Here is a 20,972-nt window from a genome sequence, read left to right as displayed (position 1 = left end):
CCGCGGGGTCTAATAGTCTCAGCTTGCAGGTTTAATTCCCAGCCGTCACCGACCCGATCGACCAGAACATCGTCTCGCCCGAGGCATCGTCGACGCCGTCATTGTCGGTCATCACGAACGCCTCGCCCGAGGGCAGGATGGCCAGGCCTTCGATCTTGTCCAGAACGTAGCCGCCGGTCGAAGTCAGGTCGGGCAGCAGGTCGCGGACCTCTTGCTTGCTGACCACGGGCAGGGGGCCACCCAGCGGGGCCGGGGTCATCTCAGACAGCGGGATGCGGTAGATCTTCTTGGTCACCGCACGGTGGTCATGCTGGTTGTCGCGTTCGATGACATAGACATGGTCACCGAAGGCCACGATTTCCGACAGGCCGACCCAGCCTTTTTCCGGGTCTGCCTTGGGATAATGCACGGCGCCCCATTCCTTGGTGTCCAGATTGTAGGCGACCAGTTTCACGTCGTTCTCCGGGTCGTCTTTCCATTCGCGCTGAACGGCCATCCAAAGGGTGTCGCCAACCTTGGTGATGCCTTCGAACCCAAAGCGTTTCTCAACCGCCATCAGTTCCGGCGGCAGGCCGATCTCACCCTCGCGGTCCTTGATCAGGCCATCCGCCGAGACGTGATAGATCGCGTGCGGGATGACGCGGTCGGCGCGACCTTCGGAGGCGACATAGAAACCGCCCTTACCGTCCAGTGTGATGCCCTCAAGGTCCAGCTTCTGTGCCGGGTTACCGTCCTGGCGGTGAATGCGGATCACGTCCACGATGCGGGCGGGCTGCTGGCTAGGGTCGATCTTGAAGATCGAGGGCTGGAAGCCGTAGAAGCTGTCGTTGACCGCGTAGATCATGCCGTCTTCGTCTGCGACCAGACCGGACAGGGCACCCCATCCGATCAGCTCATCCGCACCGGCAGACGTCAGATGCGGATAGGCAGCGGGGGCGTCCTGATACTCAAAAATCGAAACATGCGCGCGCGGACCGCCATCTTCGATCAGGTCTTTTTCGTTGGCCGAGATCAGCAGGTTGCGTTCCGGGATCGCCACATAGCCTTCCGGGCCAACACCCGACGGCAGCAGCTGTTTCAGAACCGGGTTGACCGGGTCAGTGGCGTCATAGACACCCACGACCGAGGCGCGCTCGGCACCCACAAAGATCATCGGCGTGCCGCCAAAGGTCGCGGCCGTCACGCTTTCAGGCTCAACGCCTTTGCTGTCCGAGCGTTTGTCGGGGTAGTGGCCGATCTGGATGATGGCCTTTTCAAAATCGGTGCCGTTTTCGTAAACGACGGTGCCGTCCTTGTGGAAGATTGTCCAGCCGCGCGAACCGCCCTCATAGTCGCCTTCGTTGGCAGTGGCGAAGTGGTTGTCATCGATCCATTTCACCGCGTCCGGTTCGCGCAGGCGACCCGGCTGGCTTTCGGTGAAGATCAGCGCGCCGCGCTCATCCGTGGCGTCGATGCCTTCCAGATCCACGCTGCCGGCCGAGAAATGGCTGATCACGGTGCCGTTCTTATCAACAACGGCGATGTGGTTGTTTTCCTGCAGGGTGACGACGGTTTCGCCCAGGCTGTTGATGTCGACGAATTCCGGCTCAGGGTCAGTGGGCGCAACCTCGGCCAGACCTGTCAGCGACGCCATTTTCATGCCCGTACAATCCAGCGCGCCGTCTTTCAGCGGCACCAGCGCCAGCGATCCGGCGGGCAACTGCGGGATGACGCCGTCATTCAGGTCTTCGTCGCGCTCGTTTTCGATCGCAACGGCGACAAAGCTGCCATCGGGGGCGATGGCGACGCTGTCGGGCTGGCCGCCCAGATCACAGGCGCCGGTTTCTGTCTTACCCGCGATATCGACCGAGATCAGCTTGCCCGAAGGGGCGGTATAGCTTTCCGATGTGTTCACGCCCACAAAGGCCGTCGCGCCGACGATGCCTACGGATGTCGGTTCACCGCTCACCTCCATCGCGCCCAGAGGCGCAGGTCTCGCGGGATCGGTAATGTCGACCATGCCGATCACGCCCAGCGGACTGTCGGTGTAAACCAGCGTCATGCCATCTGCGGTCGCCGCAATGATCTCGGGCGAGGTTTCACGGGTAGTATCCGCCCCCTCGGCCATATTCTTGACGACCGGGAAGGACGCAATTCGGTTGAAATTCATCTCTGCCGCTGCCTGACTGGCGGTCAGGGCAAGGGCAGATGTCAGGCAGACAAAGCGCAGTGACATCGGTTGGTTCCTCTCTTGCTTGGCTGCAAGCGGGGATGACCGCAGGTCATTGCAGGGATGTGACGGTTTCTTTGCAGTTTTGTGACAAACCAAAAGGCCCCGGCGCGCCGCACCGGGGCCTTTTCAGATCAGACCGACAGGCAGACGTATTTCATTTCCAAATAGTCCTCCATGCCGTGATGGCTGCCTTCGCGGCCCAGACCGGACTGCTTGACGCCGCCAAACGGGCCCAGCTCGGTCGAGATGATGCCGGTGTTCACGCCAACGATGCCATATTCCAGCGCCTCGGCCACTTTGTAGACGCGGCTCAGGTCCTTGGCATAGAAATAAGAGGCCAGGCCAAAGATCGTGTCATTGGCCATGGCGATCACGTCATCCTCGTCCTCGAACTTGAACAGCGGGGCCAGCGGGCCAAAGGTTTCGTCCTGTGCCACCATCATGTCCTGGGTCACGCCGGTCACGATGGTCGGCTGGAAGAAGGTGCCGCCCAGATCATGGGGCAGACCGCCGGTCAGAACCGACCCGCCTTTGTCGGTGACGTCCTTGATATGCTCTTCAACCTTGGCGACCGCATCGGCGTTGATCAGCGGACCGGTTGTGGTGCCGTCAGCCAGGCCGTCGCCGACCTTCAACGCTTCGACCGCGGCTTTCAGCTTGGCGGCGAATGCGTCATAGACGCCAGCCTGCACGTAGATGCGGTTGGCGCAGACGCAGGTCTGGCCGTTGTTGCGGAACTTGCACAGCATCGCCCCTTCGACGGCGGCATCCAGATCGGCATCATCGAATACGATGAACGGCGCGTTACCGCCCAGCTCCATCGAGCATTTCATCACCTGATCTGCCGCTTGCCGCAGCAGGATGCGCCCCACTTCGGTTGAGCCGGTAAAGGTCAGCTTGCGCACACAGGGATTTTCGCAGAACTCCTTGCCGATCTCGCTGGCCTGCGAGGACGGCACCACATTGAACACACCCGCAGGTACACCGGCCCGCTCGGCCAGTGCCGCCAGAACCAGAGCCGACAATGGTGTTTCAGCCGCTGGGCGCGCGACAAAGGCGCAACCTGCGGCCAGAGCGGGCCCAGCCTTGCGGGTGATCATCGCGTTGGGGAAGTTCCACGGCGTAATCGATGCCGCCACCCCGATGGGCTGTTTCAGCACCATGATCCGCTTGTCGCGTTGGTGGCCGGGAATGGTCTCGCCATAGACCCGCTTGGCCTCTTCACCGAAGAACTCGATGAAGGATGCGCCATAACCGATCTCGCCAACAGCTTCGGCCAGCGGTTTGCCCTGTTCGGCGGTCAGGATCTTGCCCAGATCCTCGGCGTTTTCCATCATCAGGTCGTACCAGCGGCGCAGAACCACGGCACGTTCCTTGCCGGTCAACTTGGCCCATTCCTTTTGTGCAGCTTCGGCCTGAGCAATGGCCCCGGCCACTTGCGCCCGGCTGACATCGGCGACCTCGGCCACCACATCACCGCGGGCCGGGTTGGTCACCGCAAAGGTGCCGTTGTCGCCATCCACCCACTGGCCGCCGATATAGGCTTTGGTCACCAGCAGATCGGGGTTTTTCAGGATCGATTTCAGGTCGGTTGTTGCATCCAGCATGGGTCGGCCTCCGGCAGGAATTTGGTTCACGCGCACCCAATCAGGTGGGGTCCGAATTGTCTATGTCCACTGTGCCCTGCGGATCAATCCAGATTTGATCAAAAATTCGGTTTTCGCGGATGCCCAACAGATCGCAAACGGCGGCATCATGGCGCTATCTTTTTCGTGATGAGTTTGCCAAAGTCTGGATGATTTTTGGGCCCGAGGGGATGTAAAGCATCGTAACATTCCCTATCTTATTGGGTAAATAAACAAAAAAAGGGGATAGTGCAGATGTCGAACCATCAATTTGACGCCTTGATCGAAGAAACTCAGACAAAAGTCCGCGAAAGTCAGTCGCAGATTGAAAGCCTGACCTCGCGGATTGACGCCGCGCGGGCCAAGATTGGCACGGCCGAGGCGGATATCGACATCGAAAACGCCACGCTTGAGGACGTGCACGCCCATACCGAGGTAATGAACGCCAATATCGCCGAGCTGATCATGGGGCTGGACGATGTCACCAACGCGTTTTCCAAGGATTTCGACGAGATGCGCTCGAAAACCGGGTGGGAGTCGTTTGTCGGCATCTTCTCGCGTGGGAAGTCCGAGTCGATGCGGCAGGAACGTATGCGTACCGCCAATATCGATGACAAGCTGCAGGACCTGATCGCCAAATCCGACGTGATCGTGAAACTGCTGGAAGGCCAGTTGTCGGTGCTGGAAGAACAGCGCGTGAAGGTCGAGGACAACCTGAGCGGCACGCTGGACGACCGTGAGGCCACCGTGGCCGAACTGGAATCGCTGCGCGCCGAGCTTCAGGGCATGGACCCGACGATCATCACGTTGGAGAACAAGATCAGCGTCGAACAGGACGCCGCCGCACGCACCCAGCTGGAAACCGAGCTGGCCGAGCTGAACAAGCAATACAACGCCAAGGTTCAGGAAGAGCAGGTCAAGCTGGCCAAGTCGCAAACGCTCGAGCGCTATATCGAAAAGGGCAAGACCTGGGTCGACTCGCTACAGAACCAGGCGGCGACGCAGATGGTGCTGATCAACAAGCTGCAGACAGACACGCAACAGCGCGTTGTGCTGTACGATGCCCTGACCAAATCGTTGAAAACCGCGCAGCAGCAGGATGTGGCCCACCGCATCAACGAGATCGGCGTGCAGACCGACCAAGAGGCGCAGACGGCAATGGCCGCCATCGGCACCGCGACCAACCAGAAGATGGCCGACATGCTTGAGGCGCATGAGGACCACATGGTCTTTGCCCGCGACGTGCTGGAGAAAAAGGCCAAGGCCGACGAACGCTTTGCCCGCCGCTTTGCCTCGATTGTCGAGAAGCATGATAAGAATTTGTATGGTGGGTGATGCTCTTTGGATTTGTGAAGGACCACCGGCCCATCAAAATCAAGAGTGTCAAAGAACTGCAGCCGGGATTTAAACCTAAGTGGTTCCGAATTTGCATTGGGCTGTTCGCGGTAATGGCGGTATTCGCAATATTGGCGCTTGTTGGAATGCTTTCTGGCGCAAAATGGGTGGCTTCGATTGCCGGGCTAGGAGGTTTCGTCACGTACTGCGTGATGATTGCAATCGTATTTTTCCCAAAGGTTGTCAGATTTCTGGGATATTGGTGGCCGCAGCTAGAGCTCAAAGCTTCCAAGCTAATTTGTTGGCTAGAACATGACTTGGATTGGAGGTTCTACTAGTGACCAACCCCACCCAAGACCATGTCGGCCTAACCGACACCTTCGCCTCGCGCCGCTATTTCCGCAAATTCGAGGTGATCACCGTCCACCTCCTGCGCGTGGCCGCGACGATGGAGGCCGAGGGCGCGATCTCGAAACAAGAGGTGCGGATCGTATCGCGCTACCTTTCGGGGCTGCTCTACACGTTCCGTGCGTTGTCCATGAAATACCTGCTGGTCGGGCGTGATACGGGGCGGTTCTTTGGCAGCCTCGCCATGGACAAGCGCGACAGCGGCTTTCCGGTGGCGGCCGAGTTGCTGACCATGGCCAATGACGCGCAACAGGCGCAGGTACATCTGGCGAACATGCCCTCGGAAGAGGACCTGAAAACAGACATGGTGCGGACGATCATTGGCGACCGGGAAATCCCAACCAAGTTGCAATTCGCACTGTCTCAAAGGCTCTATTACGAGGAATTGCTGAAAGGTCAGCTATTCTGGGTCCGCAACGACCCCGAATGCCACTGGATCGGAAATGAGGGAGAGCGGCGCAGGTTCATGATCCACTGGGCGGTCTATGACAGCCAAATCAACCTGCCGGTGATCTACCTGATGCAGTTGGAGGACAGCGGCAAGACGGCCCTGCCCAAGGATCAGCGCCGCTGGCCCGAGGTGCAGGCGCATCTGATGGCGCAGTCTCTGGGCGGGTTGAAACTGGTGACCATCGCCAAGGGCTTCGATCAGGATTTCGACGACCTGCACCCCAAACACCTGCGCCGCATCCATGTGGGCCCGATGTATTCCTCGGCCTATACCGAGCAATCCGGTCCTTTGCGGCAAGTGTTGGAAGACGCGCAGGCACCCGAGGGTCAGGACTGGGCTTTGGCCTGGACTACCGAAGAGCTGGAAAGCGAAGAGGTGATCGAAGAGCGCGCTGGTTGGTTCTCCACCGTCGAGCGCGAGGTCTTCGCGCTGGACCCGTTCGGCGGGCAGGGGGCCGAGACCGGGGCCACGCGCACCCAACGCTCCATCATTCTGCCCCAGCGCCCATTTCAGGTGCTGGCTGAACGAAACCCGCCGGGTTTTGCCGATGTGCGCAAGTTCGTCGTCAGCAAGACCGGGCAGGTGTTGCGATATTGAAATTTTCACCCCGTTCGGACCCTGGAAGGGTCCTGCCGAGCAGCGGGACGACCGTATTTTGAACGAGAAGAAGCAGGGTTGAGCAAATGAGTTTGACGTCAGATCAGATGGAACTGCGCGAGGCGGATATTCGCAAGCATTATCCGGCTGCGACCGCTTTGCTGAACGGGTTCGAACATGCGCCCCGAATTGCCAAGGCTGTTGAGGCGTCGACCACGCGGTCTCCGGGGGTATCGACCGGGCGGCGGTTTCGGTCCACCACGCCGGGTCTGGTGACCCGACGCACAGTGCGCGCCGACGGGGTGCATCTGGTCGAGCGGATTGAGGCGTCAGATGATGGCGATACGCTGGTCTCTCCTCCGCAGGCGACTGTGCAGCAGGCGATCCGGCGCGCCATTGCAATCGCTTTGGCCGTGGCCGAGGCCTATGCGGAACAGACCCCGTTGGCCGACCTGAAGCGCGCGAACCTCGCCGGGGATTTGCCAGCCGCCCGCAAGACGGAATTCTCGGGACTGCTGACGGCTGAGGCTCTGATCACTTCCCATACGTTCGGCAACGCACTGGCCTATTTGATGTCCTCTCATCTGGGCGAAACCACGGTTGATATTGGCGAGATCGAAGAGGTTCTGGCCGACAACGGCCAACTCGCACTGCACGGCGCGCTGTGGGAACTGGACCAAACGCTTGCCAAACACGCCCCCGACGACGCCCACCTTATCGCGGCTGCCAGCGCCTATGCCGAGCAACTGTTGGAAAAGGCCGCTCTGCGCGCCCAGTCCGCTGGCCATTTGGCCCCATTCCAGAACGCCGCTTGGCATATCGAGGCCGACGACCTGACCATCCGCGGGTTTGAGCCGGCCTCAAAAGCCAAGTCCACCACGCTCACCATGACGTTCAAGAAACCGAACGAGGTGGTGGGCAACCATATCGCCAAGTATCAGGCGATGAAGCTGGCCAAGATGCTGATGGCCTATGATTTCGACCGCCGTTTGAACCCCTTCGCCGAGCTTGGCGGGTTCATCTTTACCTTCATGGGCGACGGCAAACCGGGCACCGGCAAAACGACTCTGATCCAGATGATGGCGGGGCTGATCAACGACTATTGCCAGAACGCGGGCTACCCGTTCCGCTATCAGAACCTGAGCACCGACAATATCGACAGCTATCAGGGCAAGTCCGGTCAGAACGCGAAGGCCTTCATCAACACGATCATCGACCCCTCGGTGATCGGTTTTGGTACCATCGATGACATCGACCAACTGGCAGGCAAACGCGGCGACCGGCAATCCTCAGCCGGACAACTGGAAATCACCGCCGTGCTGATGGAGAGCTTTGCGGGCGCCAACACCGTCGTGCGCGGCAACTGCACCTTTGGCATGTTCTCGAACTACCCCGAGAACGTGGACGACGCCCTGCGCCAGCGGGCGGGCGCGCGGTTTCTGGTGGACGGCCCGCAAACGCGCGAGGATTACATCGACATCCTGCACCTGCTGATGGGCCGCAACCACGACATACCCTTAGGCGAACACGAAGCTTATGCCGCGCAGGAAATCAAAAAGGCCGTTGCCGCCAGTTTCGAAAGCCACTCCCGCCCGCATGAGGACGCCTTGCTGCAGGTCTATGACCAGGTCTCCGGCGAGATTGGCCAGATGGACACAATCGCCAAGCTGGGCACCTACCTCAAGGCGATCCAAGCCGCGGATGAACGCTTCACTGGTCGCGCGATCAAGAACATCACCGATGCGGTCAAGGTCCGTGCGATGGATTTCGAACTGCCCGACGAATGGATGGAGAACCCCGACCTGTTCCTGTTCCGTGACTACGACACCAAGAAGGCCATGATCGAGGACCTGCGCCAGCCGATCACGGTTGAGATGGTGATCCAGGAAATCAACCGCTACGCCGACAGCGAGTTCCGCTATGCCGACAAGAGCGACGAGGTCGCCATCGAGAACGCCGTCCGCGAGATGGGCCGGATGGAAGAGGCCAAGCGGCGGTATCTGGAGGGGAAGGAATGAGTGAAATACCAGCTGTCATTTCAGCTTTTGCCAACAGCGTTACCGCAATTGCAGCGGTTGTGGCTGCTGGTGCTGCTTATTTTGGGCTAAACACATGGAAGTCCCAAGTTTCCTACCAGACAGACCATAGGCTTGCTACCGATATACTTAAGCTTTTGTACAAACATCGAGATGCCGTGGAAGCAGCCCGGCATCCCGCAATCTTGGGGGCTGAAATAGCCGCAGCCGTGGAAGGCAAAGATCAACCTGAAGATGCAGATTACGCGAGCAAACGTTTTTCGGAGATTTTCGCTGTTTATGAGAAGAGATGGGAGAAAATTTCAGAAGTTAGGTCGGACCTTTATCCGCTATTGTTGGAAGCAGACGCAGTTTGGAATATTGACTCAAGAGAATTGTTTAGTCCGGTTTTCGATCTTGAATGGGAGTTAAAACTCGTTCTGGAAGATTATCTCAAAGCATCAAACCCTTCTCTTTCGAGGGCTGAGAAGATTGTGGCTCAGGATAGCTTCAGCGATAAACGATATTTTCTGTATGGTAGGTTGGATAGCGATGACAAATTTCGGAGTGACTATAATAGTGCGATGATTCCTATTGAGAACTTTCTTCGGAAGAAGCTCAAGTAATGATCCGCCTCATCAAAAAAGGCCTGATGTTCGGCAACCTCGTCCACATCTCCAGCCCGGCTCTGGTCGAGCGGTATAACCGCGCGCTGCAGCATCTGGCGGGCAAGACCACGGAACTGACGGATTTCCATGTCGATATCTCGGGCTATTCGCCCGAGGTGGGGATTGAGCTGGACGACCCGCTCTACCTCAATCCCAACGGGGTCAACCGGCAGTTCATCCTGCTGACGACCGAGCAGAAACGCGCGCCTCTGCTGAACGTCAAATTCTCGACCTCACGCGATATCCTGCGCGAATTCATCGAGATGAACGAGGCGCAGCTTTTCGCCCTGACCGCCACCGATGCGGTGGCCGGAGAGCTGGTGAACTCGGTCTTCAAACTCACCACGCCGCGCGACCTGCTGAACCTGCGCAAGATCGAGATCGAGGCCGACACGGTCGGCGGCACCCTGCGCAAGGCCGAGCAACTGGCGGGTATGGTCGAGCGGTTCAAAACCGAAGAGGACGCCTGGTTCGATGACGTGCTGATCGCAAAGATGATCGAAACCGCCAGGGAAACCGGCGACGTCACCCGCAACCCCGTCCACCTGCGCCACACCGCGTTTGAGCAGCGCAACTTCTGGACGGCGCACTTCGGCGGGCTGTATCTGTTTCCCGATCTGGATGATCCGGCGGCAATTTGCATGGGCGACCGGCCCGATGACATGCCGATCGAGCACGTGTTCGACGCCTCACAACGGCATCGGATTGCGGCCTTCCTGAACGACAACAATCTGGTCGAGACGATCATCGAGGCGCGCGGCGTAAACTCGGCCGCCGTTCTTCAGCAAAAGATGGACTTCCTGACCGTCCACGCCGCCGCCGACGCAGGCGTCGACCTGACCGGGCTGGACCGCAGCGACATGCGCCGTCTGGCCCGAAACCACGCCGACCGCCTGCCCGAGGCTTTTCACGGCCTTGCCCAATTGCTGCGCTGGGCCAGCGATGGCGGGCCGTGGCCGCGCATCACCTCGGACCATCCGGCCTATTTCTATACGCTGCGGGCCTCTGATACGCCCAACCGCGATCTGGTGAACATGCTGCTGGCCGAACTCGCCCCGCTGGACCCGCGCCAGATGTTCATCTGCCATAAGGAATTGTTCTACCGCACCTATTCCACCTGGCCCGAGACCAAGAAAGCCTATGTTGCCGACTTCCTCGCGCGCGAGTATCAGGTGGACAAGGCAGGTGCCCGCGCCGCGTTGTTCGGCCATGAACCTGACATGAGCGGCAATGACCGGGTCAGCGATGACATCATCGCGCGCGTCGGTCCCTGGGGCGCTGTTGGGAGGAACTGAATGATCGTTGCAATCCGTTTTCTGATTCCACTGCTGATCATTCTGACGGTGATCTATGTCGGACTGTCGATCTATTCCCGCCTGGTTCGGCGGCGCAAGCTGATCGCGCATTGGGAAAAGAAAGGGCTGACCGGAGATCGCGACGCTTTTGTCGCGCGAGGGTTGAAGAAATACGACAACTCCTTTCGCAGGAAACTGCTACTGGGCGTTTATGTCGTCCCGCTTGGGGCAATTGCCCTGCTGATCTATATTACGAATTTTATGTGAGGGCCGGATAGATGGTCTATGTCAAATGGGCGTTCATCATAGTTTTCTGGGGCTTGGTCGCCGCAGTCCTAGAATACACTCTGCCGCAGCAGGACGTGGTGCGGATCGTCAAAACCGAGGTGAGGCGCGTCGACTTCGGCGAGAACTCGATTTTCTGGGCGCAGCAGGACACCGGTCAGGAAGGGGCTCAAACCACCAACCGCGATGTGCGTTTCGTCGAAACATTCCGCCCCAACGGCAAGCCGCGCGTATATCGCAACGAGGATACCGGCTGGGGCTGGCCGCCCTATTTCAAGCTCGACAGCTCGAACCTGCAAGCCGAGTTGACCAATCTCGTATCAACGGCTGCAGACCCGCAATGGGTGGTGATACGCCATTATGGCTGGCGCAACCAGCTCATGTCGATCTTTCCCAACGTGGTGTCGGTGCGCCCGGTGGACAGCCCCGATGTCCGGCTGATCCCGTGGTTCAACATCATCTTCCTGACGGTGTTCTTTGCCATCGTCTGGGCGATCTGGGTGCGCTGGCGCAGGTTCCGGCAGCGCAGCATTGACCCGATGCTGGAAAATGTCGAAGACGGCTTTTACGCAGCAGGCGACGCGATTGAAGAGAAACGCAACGGTTTTCGCCGTTGGCTGGACAGCTGGAAATCCAAGTGAGGGCGCGGGTCGTTTGACCCATGCCCCCACGGCTTTCGTTATCTGACCACGAACTCGGCATGCAGCGCCCCGGCGGCCTTGATCGTTTTCAGAATGTCGATCATGTCGCGGGGCGATATGCCCAGCGCGTTCAGGCCCGCCACGACCTCGGAAAGGGTGGTGGCTTCGGGGATTTCGGCCAGTCCGGTGCCTTCTTCTTCTTCGATGCCGGCGAATGTGCGGGGGACGACAACCGTTTCTCCACGGGCAAACGGGTTGGGTTGGACCGCGATCGGCGACTCTTCGACCGTCAGAGTCAGATTGCCCTGTGATACCGCTACGCGCGATATCCGAACCTCTTGCCCCATGACGATGGTGCCCGAGCGCTGATCGACCACCACGCGGGCCTTGGTTTCGGGCTCGACCAGAATGTTTTCGATCCGACCCAATGCGTGCGCTGTCGATATCGCCTGCGTTGCTGCGATGTTGAGTTCGACCGTGCCGGAATCGCGCATGATCGCAACCGCTCGGTTGAACTCAGTGTTGATCGCAACCTCGATACGGCTGGCGGTGGTAAAATCGGGCTCGCGCAGGGCCAGCCGCATTTGCGTCAGTGTCGAGAGGTCAAAGTCGATCTCGCGTTCCACTCGCGCACCCGACGGGATCACGCCAGAGGTCGGAACCCCCTGTACGACCGAGGCAGCCTCGCCCTCGGCCACGGCGCCGCCGGCCAGAACCGTGCCCTGCGCTACAGCGTAGATTTGCCCGTCGGCCGCGTTCAGCGGTGTCATGATCAGGGTGCCACCCAACAGACTTTTGGAATCGCCGATGGCTGACACTGTCACGTCGATCTGCCCACCGACCCGGGCAAAAGGTGGCAGGCTGGCGGTCACCAACACGGCCGCAACGTTTTTGGGGCGAAAATCCTCTCCGTTCACATTGACGCCCAGCCGTTCGAGGATGTTCGACATGATCTCTTCGGTGAAGGGCGAGTTGCGCAGCCCGTCCCCAGTGCCGTTCAGCCCGACAACCAGACCATAGCCCACCAAATCATTGCCTCGCACCCCGTCGAAGTCCACAAGGTCCTTCAGGCGGATCGCGCCGGCTGAAGCGATCCCGGGCAGCATCATCAATAGGAAAACAAGAAGTTTCATCTCAGGAAATTCACCAGAGACAGGTTCGCGCTGCGAACGGTGACGGAATAGAGGCTTTCCAACTGGAACTGCACGGTTTGCAGCTGCGCGGCGGTTTCATACGGGTCCGCTGCAATCAGTTTGTTGCGGCTGTATTCCAGGCTGGTTTGTGCGGCACTGTTGCGCGTTGCGGCCTGTTCGATCCGTGCCTCGGCCGACCCCACCAACGCTCGCAAATTCACGATATCATTCTGGGTATTGGCCAGATCGACGCCCAATTGCGTGAACAACGCGGTACGCTGATCACGCGGTAAGTTCAGCCTGTCATCCGACACCAAGGCCGCTACAGAAATATCCCGCAACGTATCCTTGATTGCGGGATCCGTTACTGTGATCGGGATACGGACGCTTTCGTTCTCGGAGATCTGCATCGCCGCCAAGGCGGTGTCCGATCCCTGATAGATCACCGCGTCAAACCCGGCCGGGTCGTTGAACCAATCCTCTGCCGCCTGCCGGATATCCGACGCAGTGGCGTGTCCGGTCAACTCTGCCTCTAGTGAAGTCAGCAACGTGTCGGTTGAGGGCAGGGGCGAAACATCCGTTGCGATGCCGGAATACAGGCTGCGCCCGCCGGCCCGCGTGTTCAGCGCAGACATGATCGTATCCAGTTCGTTGCGCGCCTGCACTGATGCGTTTTCGTGGCTGACCGCCTGGTTCGAAGTGCCAAAAGACAGCAGGGACGCGGTGAATTCGCTGACAGAGTCATCAATCGTCGTCAGGCTCAGCTGCATGGCATCGGTAAACAGCCCGGCCTCGGCCGCGGACACCCGATAGGCGTCAAGCCGCGACAGGCTGCGATCCAGATCCAGAAGGTGCGAGTAATCGCCATCCAGCCGCCCGGACACATCCTGAACCTTGCCGGTGGACATCTCATAGGACAGGGTTTCGATCTGGGTTTTCAGTTCGGTCGAGCGGGTCTTCAATGTCATGCCCCGCGCCAGATCACCGATAGACGTCAAATTCATCATCACAACCTCAACAGAGTATTCATCAATTCATCCACCGCCGAGATGACCCGGGCGTTGGCGGCATAGGCCTGCTCGATCTCCATCAGGCGCTGCAGTTCCTGATCCGTGTCGACACCGTCTTCGGCCTCGATCCGGGCCATTTCCTGCTGGGCGCTGTTGGCGAAGGTCAGGCGCTGGCTGGCCGTGTGGGCGTTGGCGCCAGCTTTGGACGAAAGCGCCTCGGTCAGGTCCGAGGCCCGCATGGCACCGGTGCCAAAAGGCGAACCGGCAACCGGGCGCGCATCGCTGAGAATGGCGCCGAAGGCCTGCAACTGCGTGGCGTCGCCCGGATCGCCGGGGCCCACCGCGCCCAACCCGTCACGCAGCCGCCAGCTGTCGCCGCCATTATCCGGATCGACGATCGTGTTCAGGGTGATGCGCGAGGCCAGCCCCGCCGGGGCCGTCACATCGAACCGGTTTCCGGCATCGGTGAACAGGCCCGTATCGGTGGGCAGCGCGGTGGGGTCCAGACCGGGGGTTTCGAACCGTCCGATCAGGTCCCGGGCGACCGAATCCAGATTGGCCTGAGCCTCACCCGCCAACTCATCACGGATCTGGAACTGGGCCATCAGCGCGCCGCCGCGAATCTGGGCGCTGTCGCCACTGGTGCGCACGGGATTGCCGTTCATCTCCAACACCGACAGTAGGCCGTTGCCCACCGTCATGTGGGGTTTGGTATCGCCGGTGGTTGTAAAGGAAAACTGCGCCGCCGTGCCTTCCAGCAGGATCAGGCCGCCATCGGAATACAGCGATACCTGATCGTTCGCCCGCGGCACCGCGTTGACCGGCACCAATTCGTTGACCTGATCGATCAGCACCTGCCGTTGGTCCAGCAAGGCCCCGATGTCACCGCCCGAATGTTTGACCGAGGGAATTCTGGCGTTCAGCTTCTCGATATCCTTGAGGGTCTGGTTCAGGCTGTCCACCTGCTTGCCAATGGTGCGGTCCGCGTCCGAGCGTAGCTGCCGCACGCCTTCGGAGGCGGAATTGAGCCTGCTCGCCAGATCCCGCCCGGTGCGGGCGACCTGATCCAGCCGCTCGGATGAGTCCGGCAGGCTGGCCGCCGTAATCAGGCTGCTGTCGAAATCGGCCAACCGGGCGGCGAGCGAGGCGGGGTCATCGACCTTGCCGATATGGCTTTCGACCTTGCTGTGAAATCCGGACACAGCGGTTTGAAACGCCAGATCCGCATCTGTCGCGCGACGATTGGCGGTCAGGACCGGGTCTTGGTTGCGCACCACGCCAACCGTTCGCACCCCATGACCCGAGATCGCATTTGTCGTTAATTCCAGCGACCGTCGGGCAAAGCCGGGGGTCAGCGCGTTGGCAATATTGTCCGACACAACCGACGTGCCTCGGCCCGCGGCCGTCAGACCGCTTACTGCGTTGTTGAATGCCGTCGTCAAATTCATCGGACAGCCCCCCTTTCCGGGTCAAAACCCAAATCAGCGTTTGATGTTGGTGGTTTCCTGCAGCATCTCGTCGACCGTTTTGATCACCGTCGCGCTCGACGAATAGGCGCGTTGCGTCTGAATCAGCGAGGTCAGCTCGGTTGCGATGTCGGTGGTCGATTCCTCGCGTGCAAAGGACACAAGGTCTCCGGTCGGCCCTTCGCCTGCGTTCCACAGGAAGAAGGTGCCGCTTTCACGGGACGGCGCGTAAGTCTGGCTGTCCAGTGCGGTCAAACCGTTGGGGTTGGGTACATCCGCAAGCGGAATCTGGAACATGCGGCGGCTGACACCGGTGTCATAGAACGCATAGACATAGCCGTTCTCGTCGACCTGAACGCTGGTCATCGTGCCCACGGCCGAGCCGTCACGCGTGATCGATACCGGCGCAAAGGTGTCAGACAGTTGCGTGATGCCGTCCGCGTCGCCGATCTGGCCGATATTGACCTCCATCGGGCCACCGGCCACGTTCACCACAAGGCTGCCGGTGGTTGGATCGTAGGCCCCGCCAGATACAGTCGTAACGCTTGCCAGCGTGCCACCGGCGGTCCGGCTGTCAGTGAAGGTCAGAGTGTATTCCCCGATCACCGCCCCGCCGGACGCAGAATCCCGCAGGATCATGGTCCATTCATTGCTGCTGCCGGCTGCAGGAACGGTTGGCACAAGCTCGATATCGACGCTTTCGGACTTGCCCAGGTTGTCGAAATACTCAACCGACAGGGGCTGCGTATCGCCCGGTGCCCCGGCGTCGGTTGCCGTTGCCGGAAGATTCATGCGCAGGTTCATCGCCGTGGTCGGAGAGCCGGACAGCTGATTGACGCTTAGCTGGATGGGTTCCAACGCTGCCGGGGTGTCCCGCGGCACCGCCGGAATCGACCCATCGGGATTTGCACGCCAACCCAGCAGGACCAGGCCGGATTCGGTGACGAGATACCCTTCTTCATTGGTGCGGAACGATCCGGTTGTGGTCAGCTGCATCTCATTCGAACCGCCCGCGATCTGCGAGCTGGGGCGCACTGGCAACATGCCCCGGCCCCGCACCGCCAGATCGGTCGAGTTGTTGGTGGTCACCAGAGATCCGCGCTGGTCGATCAGGCGCTGACTGGTGGTTCTGACCCCACCCGCCGAATAGCTGCCGCCCTGACCCGACGTGACCATCGAATGAAAATCCGTTTCGACCCGCTTGTAGCCGAAGGTTGAAGAGTTCGCGATATTGTCCGAAATGGTGGCCAGCCGGTTGGCGTTGGCCTTCAATGAGGCCACACCGGCATTCAGCGAGGAAGAAATCGTCATTGGCACGCCCTTCTGTTGCGTCAATCTTTGATGCAACAGCTAACGCACTGCCCCTTAACAGCGCGCTAACAGGTAAAATGCCGTCTATCCTTTGGCCGTCAGGTTTCGCGCAGGAAGATGATTTCGATCCGGTTGTTACGCACTGCCATCGGATTTTCATCCGACAGTTCCCGGTCGGCATGACCGGTGATGCGATCCAGCCGCTTCGTCGTAAACCCCTTATCTTCAAGCAGTTGCCGCACCACCTGCGCGCGTGAGGTCGAGATATCCCAGGACGGATCGCGCGCCAGAACCACGGGCGAGGCGCTGACATGGCCCTCGACCGCCACGTCATTGGTCACCAGATCCGAAGACCGCGCCACCAGCAATGCCAGCGCACGCATCATTGTTGTCGGCTCATCCGTACCCAATTCGAACAACGGCTGATCCTCGGTGTCGAACAGCTCGACCACCAGACCTTCGTCGGTGACGCGCGTGACGATGTGTTTTAGCACTTTGTCCGAGACCATGCTCTCCCCGGTATGCCCCAGCAGCTGGGCCTCGAGCGTCGAGAAATCGTCGGACACTTCTTTGCCACCATCCGGATGAACCCCGATCGAACCCCGTGCCTGCCGAGCGACCGTGGGGTGCCGTTTCGCAGCCCCCGAGCCATCCATTACCATTGTCTTCTCGGAAAACATGTTATTGCCGCCAAAGGCGCCGTCACCGCCGCCTGAGACCGGGTTCACCGGAATCGTCGGCGAAAAGTAATCCGCCAGCCCTTTGCGTTGTTTTTCGGTCGTTGCGTTCAGCAGCCACATCAACATGAAGAACGCCATCATGGCCGTGACAAAGTCGGCATATGCGACCTTCCACGCACCACCGTGATGGCCATCGCCACCCGACACACGTTTCTTCTTGATGATGATTGGCGCCGCATTGGATTGCGCACCCATCTCCACCACCTTCTTTTCACCCGCTACCGGGGTAGCAGCGCAGGTCTTAAGGCGGCCTTAACACTTAAAACTGTCCCGATTTTAGCGCGGCACCTGCGGGCCCGCCCGGCGCAGGATCAGAGACAGACGATCGAAACTGTTCCGGATGCCCTCGGGGTCGGCCTTGCCAAAGAACGCATCCAACTCCTCATGCACGCGCACGGCCTGATCCAGAAACGGGTCTGCGCCCTCCGTATAGAGCCCGGCCTTGATCATCACCTCGGACTGTTCATAGCTGCCGACCAGTTTGCGGGTTTCCGAGATCATCTGGTTTTCCTCCTCGGTCGCCGCACCCGGCAGGCTGCGCGAGACTGAGCGGCTGAGGTCGATGGCGGGGAACCGCCCGCGCTCGGCAATGTCGCGGTTCAGCACGACATGCCCGTCCAACACGCCGCGCAGGATATCGGCGACGGGCTCATCCATATCCGACCCGGCGACCAGAACGCTGAATACGGCGGTTATGTCGCCCTGATCTGCGGTGCCGGGTCCGGCGCGTTCGCACAGGCCGGCGATCAGCGGTGTGACCGATGGGGGAAAGCCGCGCAGCGAGGGCGTTTCGCCCATCGCGACGGCGATCTCGCGATGCGCTTCGGCAAAGCGGGTCACTGAATCGGCCAGAAACAGCACGTTCAGCCCCTGATCCCGCAGGTACTCCGCCACCGACATCGCCGACCAGGCGCAGCGCCGCCGTGCCAGCGCCGACTGGTCAGAGGTGGCCGCCACCACGACCGAGCGTTTCATCCCCTCGGCCCCCAGCGCGTGCTCGACGAATTCGTTCACCTCGCGCCCACGTTCACCCACCAGCGCGACCACGACAGCGTCCGCCTGCATCGATTTCGCCAATGTCGCCAGCAATGTGGATTTACCCACACCCGAACCGGCGAACAGGCCAATGCGCTGTCCTTGCACCACGGGCAGCATGGTGTTGAGCATGGTCAGCCCGGTCTCCATCCGCGCGCCCAACGGTTTGCGTGCCACAGCCGGAGGCGGTGCGTGCATGATATCCTGTTCCTGCGTGCCCGGCAGCAACGGCTTTCCGTCCAGCGGTTTGCCAAACGGATCAACCACGCGTCCCAGCCAGTGCATACCCGGTGCAAAAGCGGGTGTCTGGTCCAGAATCACCCGGTCGCCCAGGCAGACCCCGTCGGGCGCGGCGGTCGGCATCATGTGAATCAAATCCGATTCGACATGTAGCACTTCGCCGGGCAGATCCGGCCCGCTGCGCCGCCGCAAGGTCAGGTGGTCGCCGATCCGCGCCTGCCCCTCAAGCCCCTGTATTCCAATGACACCCCGCGCCACACCGGACACGCGGCCCATATGGCGCACAGCCGAAAGACGGTCGAATTCGCATTTCAGAAGCATCGGGTCGAGATCGGACATCGTGGGTTCTCCAACGGGTTTCTGAAAACGCTTTCTAAAGGAATCGGGGTTAAGCCTTGATTGAAATCGATCGAGGGAGAAGCCCCGATGTTCTATGACCTGAACGTCTTTAAGACCGCGCACGCAATGGCAACCCATGCCGGGCAACGGCAGGCCGTCATCGCGCGCAACATGGCCAACGCGGATACGCCGGGCTACCAGCCGCGCGATATTGAGGCCTTTCAAAAAGCATTCGAAAACTCGGGCCGCGAGGTCGCCATGACCGCCACGCGGGCTGGGCACCTGAATGGAACCTCAGGCCCGCAGCCCTGGGCCGAATATGAGGTCGCTCCCTCGGGCGATCCCAATGGCAACGGCGTGTCCGTCGAGGAAGAGATGTTCAAAGCGGTCGAGGTCAAGCGCCAGCATGACCGCGCGCTGACGATCTACAAATCCTCGATGAACATCCTGCGCAGCAGTATTGGCCGGTCATAAGGGGGCAGAAACATGAGTGATTTTTCCCATTCCCTCGCCGCTTCGACCAGCGCCCTGCGTGCGCAATCCGCCCGCCTGCGGCATGTGTCCGAGAATATCTCAAACGCCGACACGCCGGGATATCGCCGCAAGACGGTGCCGTTTGAGACGGTGCAGCAAGACGGGCGCGAAGTGGTGCAGGCCGGGCGCGTCAAGCTGGATCGCCGGGATGGAACGCGCATCTATGACCCCGGCCACCCGATGGCCGATGAAACCGGTCATTATCGCGGCTCGAATGTCGATCTGATGATCGAGATCGCCGACGCCCGAGAGGCGCAGCGCAGCTACGAAGCCAATCTCAAGATGTTCGACCAGACACGCCAGATGTCGTCGAGCCTGATGGAACTCCTCAGAAGATAAAAGGACACCAGAATGGACATCCGATCCCTGACCGCAGCCCAGAACTATGCTGTTGCGCGCCCGGCCACGCAGGCCGATCCCAACCACGCCGGACTGGCGCAGGGGCTGCGCAACACGTTTCAGGACTTTGCCGCAACGCTGAATCAAAGCGAGCAAGTCTCACAGGCCGCCATGACCGGGCAGGCCGACCCGCATGCGCTGGTTCAGGCGCTGGCGCAGACCGAACTGGCTGTTGAAACGGCCGTTGTCGTGCGCGACAAGGTGGTCGAGGCCTATCAGGAAATCCTGCGAATGCCGGTCTGACGAGATGCTGAGCGAAGGTCTCTTCTATGACATCGTGCGTCAGGCGCTATGGGTTGCGGTGATCACCTCGGTCCCGATCCTGGCGGTGGCGCTGGTGTCGGGCCTGATCGTCGGCCTGTTCCAGGCGCTGACCTCGGTTCAGGAGATGACGCTGACCTTCGTGCCCAAGCTGATCGCCATCGTCATCGTGTTCTGGATTTCCATGGGTTTCATGACCCAGACGCTGGTGACGTTTTTCACCACAACCCTCATCCCACTGATTGCAGGAGGCCGCTGATGGATACCGCCTATGTCACCCTGTCCCGCCAGTCCGGGCTGATGAATGAAATGCGGCTGGTGGCGAATAACATCGCCAATGCCAACACCACCGGATACCGCGCGCAGGGTCTGGTGTTCTCGGAGTTCGTCCAAGACGTACCGGGCAACCCGTCCCTGTCGATGAGCCGGGCCGAGGCGCGCAACACCTCGCAGCAACAGGGCTTGCTGACCGAGACCGGAGGCCAGTTCGATTTCGCCATCGAGGGCGACGGGTTTTTCATGATCGAAACCGCGTCGGGCAACCGTCTGACGCGGGCGGGTGCCTTTTCCCCAAGCGCCGAGGGCGATCTGGTCACGATGGACGGCCACCGTGTGCTGGACGTGAACGGCGCGCCTGTTTTCATCCCGCCTGATGCGGCCTCGATCGATGTGGGCAGCGACGGGACGCTCAGTATCGAAGGGCAACTGCTGGGGCAGATCGGCGTCTATCGCGTGGCCGACCCCAGCACGCTGGTACGCGAGGGCAGCACACAATTCCGTGCCGAGGGCGAGATTGAACCGGTGGAAAACCCGGTTGTTGTGCATCGTTTCCTCGAAGGGTCCAACGTCAACGCCGTTCATCAGGTGACCCGGCTGGTCGAAATCCAGCGCGCCTATGAGCTGGGGCAGAGCTTTCTGGAAACCGAAGACGAACGCGTACGCGGGGCGCTGAAAGCGCTGATGCGCTGATTT

At 60.3% G+C, this 20,972-nt stretch carries 20 protein-coding genes; 12 read left to right on the top strand and 8 right to left on the bottom strand.

The features are described from left to right. Positions 1-31: 31 nt before the first annotated feature. Both ACR0KW_RS16480 and ACR0KW_RS16475 read right to left on the bottom strand, forming a co-directional pair. Positions 32-2,215, bottom strand: coding sequence for an esterase-like activity of phytase family protein (locus ACR0KW_RS16480; protein WP_480805974.1), 2,184 nt, complete (start codon positions 2,213-2,215; stop codon positions 32-34). A gap of 128 nt (positions 2,216-2,343) precedes the next feature. Next, positions 2,344-3,819, bottom strand: a complete 1,476-nt coding sequence (locus ACR0KW_RS16475; RefSeq protein WP_480805973.1) for an NAD-dependent succinate-semialdehyde dehydrogenase — start codon at positions 3,817-3,819, stop codon at positions 2,344-2,346. Positions 3,820-4,092: 273 nt separating this feature from the next. On the opposite strand from ACR0KW_RS16475, the gene ACR0KW_RS16470 reads away from it, so the two are divergent. The 7 genes from ACR0KW_RS16470 (at position 4,093) to ACR0KW_RS16440 (ending at position 11,532) form a co-directional block, all read left to right on the top strand. Next, positions 4,093-5,172, top strand: a complete 1,080-nt coding sequence (locus ACR0KW_RS16470; protein WP_480805972.1) for a hypothetical protein — start codon at positions 4,093-4,095, stop codon at positions 5,170-5,172. Between the two features lie 337 nt (positions 5,173-5,509). Beyond that, on the top strand, positions 5,510-6,628 hold the full coding sequence (locus ACR0KW_RS16465) for a hypothetical protein (protein WP_480805971.1): 1,119 nt from the start codon (positions 5,510-5,512) through the stop codon (positions 6,626-6,628). 86 nt (positions 6,629-6,714) lie between these two features. Continuing rightward, positions 6,715-8,646 (top strand): AAA family ATPase, encoded by a 1,932-nt coding sequence (locus ACR0KW_RS16460; RefSeq protein ID WP_480805970.1) that lies wholly within the window; start codon positions 6,715-6,717, stop codon positions 8,644-8,646. Beyond that, a complete protein-coding gene (locus tag ACR0KW_RS16455; protein ID WP_480805969.1) occupies positions 8,643-9,269 on the top strand; it encodes a hypothetical protein in 627 nt (208 codons plus the stop codon). The genes ACR0KW_RS16460 and ACR0KW_RS16455 overlap by 4 nt, the downstream gene beginning before the upstream one ends. Next, positions 9,269-10,606, top strand: a complete 1,338-nt coding sequence (locus ACR0KW_RS16450; protein ID WP_480805968.1) for a DUF6638 family protein — start codon at positions 9,269-9,271, stop codon at positions 10,604-10,606. Before ACR0KW_RS16455 ends, ACR0KW_RS16450 begins: the two co-directional genes overlap by 1 nt. After that, on the top strand, positions 10,607-10,873 hold the full coding sequence (locus ACR0KW_RS16445) for a hypothetical protein (RefSeq protein ID WP_170405867.1): 267 nt from the start codon (positions 10,607-10,609) through the stop codon (positions 10,871-10,873). Positions 10,874-10,884: 11 nt separating this feature from the next. Further along, the gene (locus ACR0KW_RS16440) at positions 10,885-11,532 is read left to right on the top strand and encodes a DUF1523 family protein (RefSeq protein WP_480805967.1); all 648 of its coding nucleotides are present in this window, start codon (positions 10,885-10,887) and stop codon (positions 11,530-11,532) included. Positions 11,533-11,570: 38 nt separating this feature from the next. On the opposite strand, the gene ACR0KW_RS16435 is transcribed toward ACR0KW_RS16440, so the two are convergent. The 6 genes from ACR0KW_RS16435 to ACR0KW_RS16410 form a co-directional block, all read right to left on the bottom strand. Then, the gene (locus tag ACR0KW_RS16435) at positions 11,571-12,665 is read right to left on the bottom strand and encodes a flagellar basal body P-ring protein FlgI (protein WP_480805966.1); all 1,095 of its coding nucleotides are present in this window, start codon (positions 12,663-12,665) and stop codon (positions 11,571-11,573) included. Then, the gene (locus ACR0KW_RS16430) at positions 12,662-13,669 is read right to left on the bottom strand and encodes a flagellin (protein ID WP_480805965.1); all 1,008 of its coding nucleotides are present in this window, start codon (positions 13,667-13,669) and stop codon (positions 12,662-12,664) included. The genes ACR0KW_RS16435 and ACR0KW_RS16430 overlap by 4 nt, the downstream gene beginning before the upstream one ends. Positions 13,670-13,671: 2 nt before the next feature. Continuing rightward, on the bottom strand, positions 13,672-15,123 hold the full coding sequence (gene flgK, locus ACR0KW_RS16425) for a flagellar hook-associated protein FlgK (RefSeq protein WP_480805964.1): 1,452 nt from the start codon (positions 15,121-15,123) through the stop codon (positions 13,672-13,674). A gap of 33 nt (positions 15,124-15,156) precedes the next feature. Further along, on the bottom strand, positions 15,157-16,452 hold the full coding sequence (locus ACR0KW_RS16420) for a flagellar hook protein FlgE (RefSeq protein WP_480805963.1): 1,296 nt from the start codon (positions 16,450-16,452) through the stop codon (positions 15,157-15,159). A 98-nt stretch (positions 16,453-16,550) separates the two neighbouring features. Beyond that, on the bottom strand, positions 16,551-17,387 hold the full coding sequence (locus ACR0KW_RS16415; protein WP_480805962.1) for a flagellar motor protein MotB: 837 nt from the start codon (positions 17,385-17,387) through the stop codon (positions 16,551-16,553). Between the two features lie 81 nt (positions 17,388-17,468). After that, the gene (locus tag ACR0KW_RS16410) at positions 17,469-18,788 is read right to left on the bottom strand and encodes a FliI/YscN family ATPase (protein WP_480806019.1); all 1,320 of its coding nucleotides are present in this window, start codon (positions 18,786-18,788) and stop codon (positions 17,469-17,471) included. Between the two features lie 105 nt (positions 18,789-18,893). On the opposite strand from ACR0KW_RS16410, the gene ACR0KW_RS16405 reads away from it, so the two are divergent. From ACR0KW_RS16405 to ACR0KW_RS16385, 5 genes are read left to right on the top strand one after another with little or no spacing between them, the layout of a single operon-like run. Next, positions 18,894-19,280, top strand: coding sequence for a FlgB family protein (locus tag ACR0KW_RS16405; RefSeq protein WP_480805961.1), 387 nt, complete (start codon positions 18,894-18,896; stop codon positions 19,278-19,280). A gap of 12 nt (positions 19,281-19,292) precedes the next feature. Further along, positions 19,293-19,679: a flagellar basal body rod protein FlgC gene (gene flgC, locus ACR0KW_RS16400; protein WP_480805960.1), complete on the top strand. Its 387-nt coding sequence runs from the start codon at positions 19,293-19,295 to the stop codon at positions 19,677-19,679. 12 nt (positions 19,680-19,691) lie between these two features. Further along, complete coding sequence (fliE, locus tag ACR0KW_RS16395) at positions 19,692-19,982, top strand: flagellar hook-basal body complex protein FliE (RefSeq protein WP_480805959.1); 291 nt, start codon at positions 19,692-19,694, stop codon at positions 19,980-19,982. Between the two features lie 4 nt (positions 19,983-19,986). Beyond that, positions 19,987-20,259: a flagellar biosynthetic protein FliQ gene (locus ACR0KW_RS16390; protein WP_058282142.1), complete on the top strand. Its 273-nt coding sequence runs from the start codon at positions 19,987-19,989 to the stop codon at positions 20,257-20,259. After that, positions 20,259-20,969, top strand: coding sequence for a flagellar hook-basal body complex protein (locus ACR0KW_RS16385; RefSeq protein ID WP_480805958.1), 711 nt, complete (start codon positions 20,259-20,261; stop codon positions 20,967-20,969). Before ACR0KW_RS16390 ends, ACR0KW_RS16385 begins: the two co-directional genes overlap by 1 nt. Positions 20,970-20,972: the final 3 nt, after the last annotated feature.

It is taken from the genome of Ruegeria sp. CG11, assembly GCF_056537245.1.
Note: the sequence above shows the minus strand (reverse complement) of the source record. Positions and strands in the feature narration are given on the sequence as shown.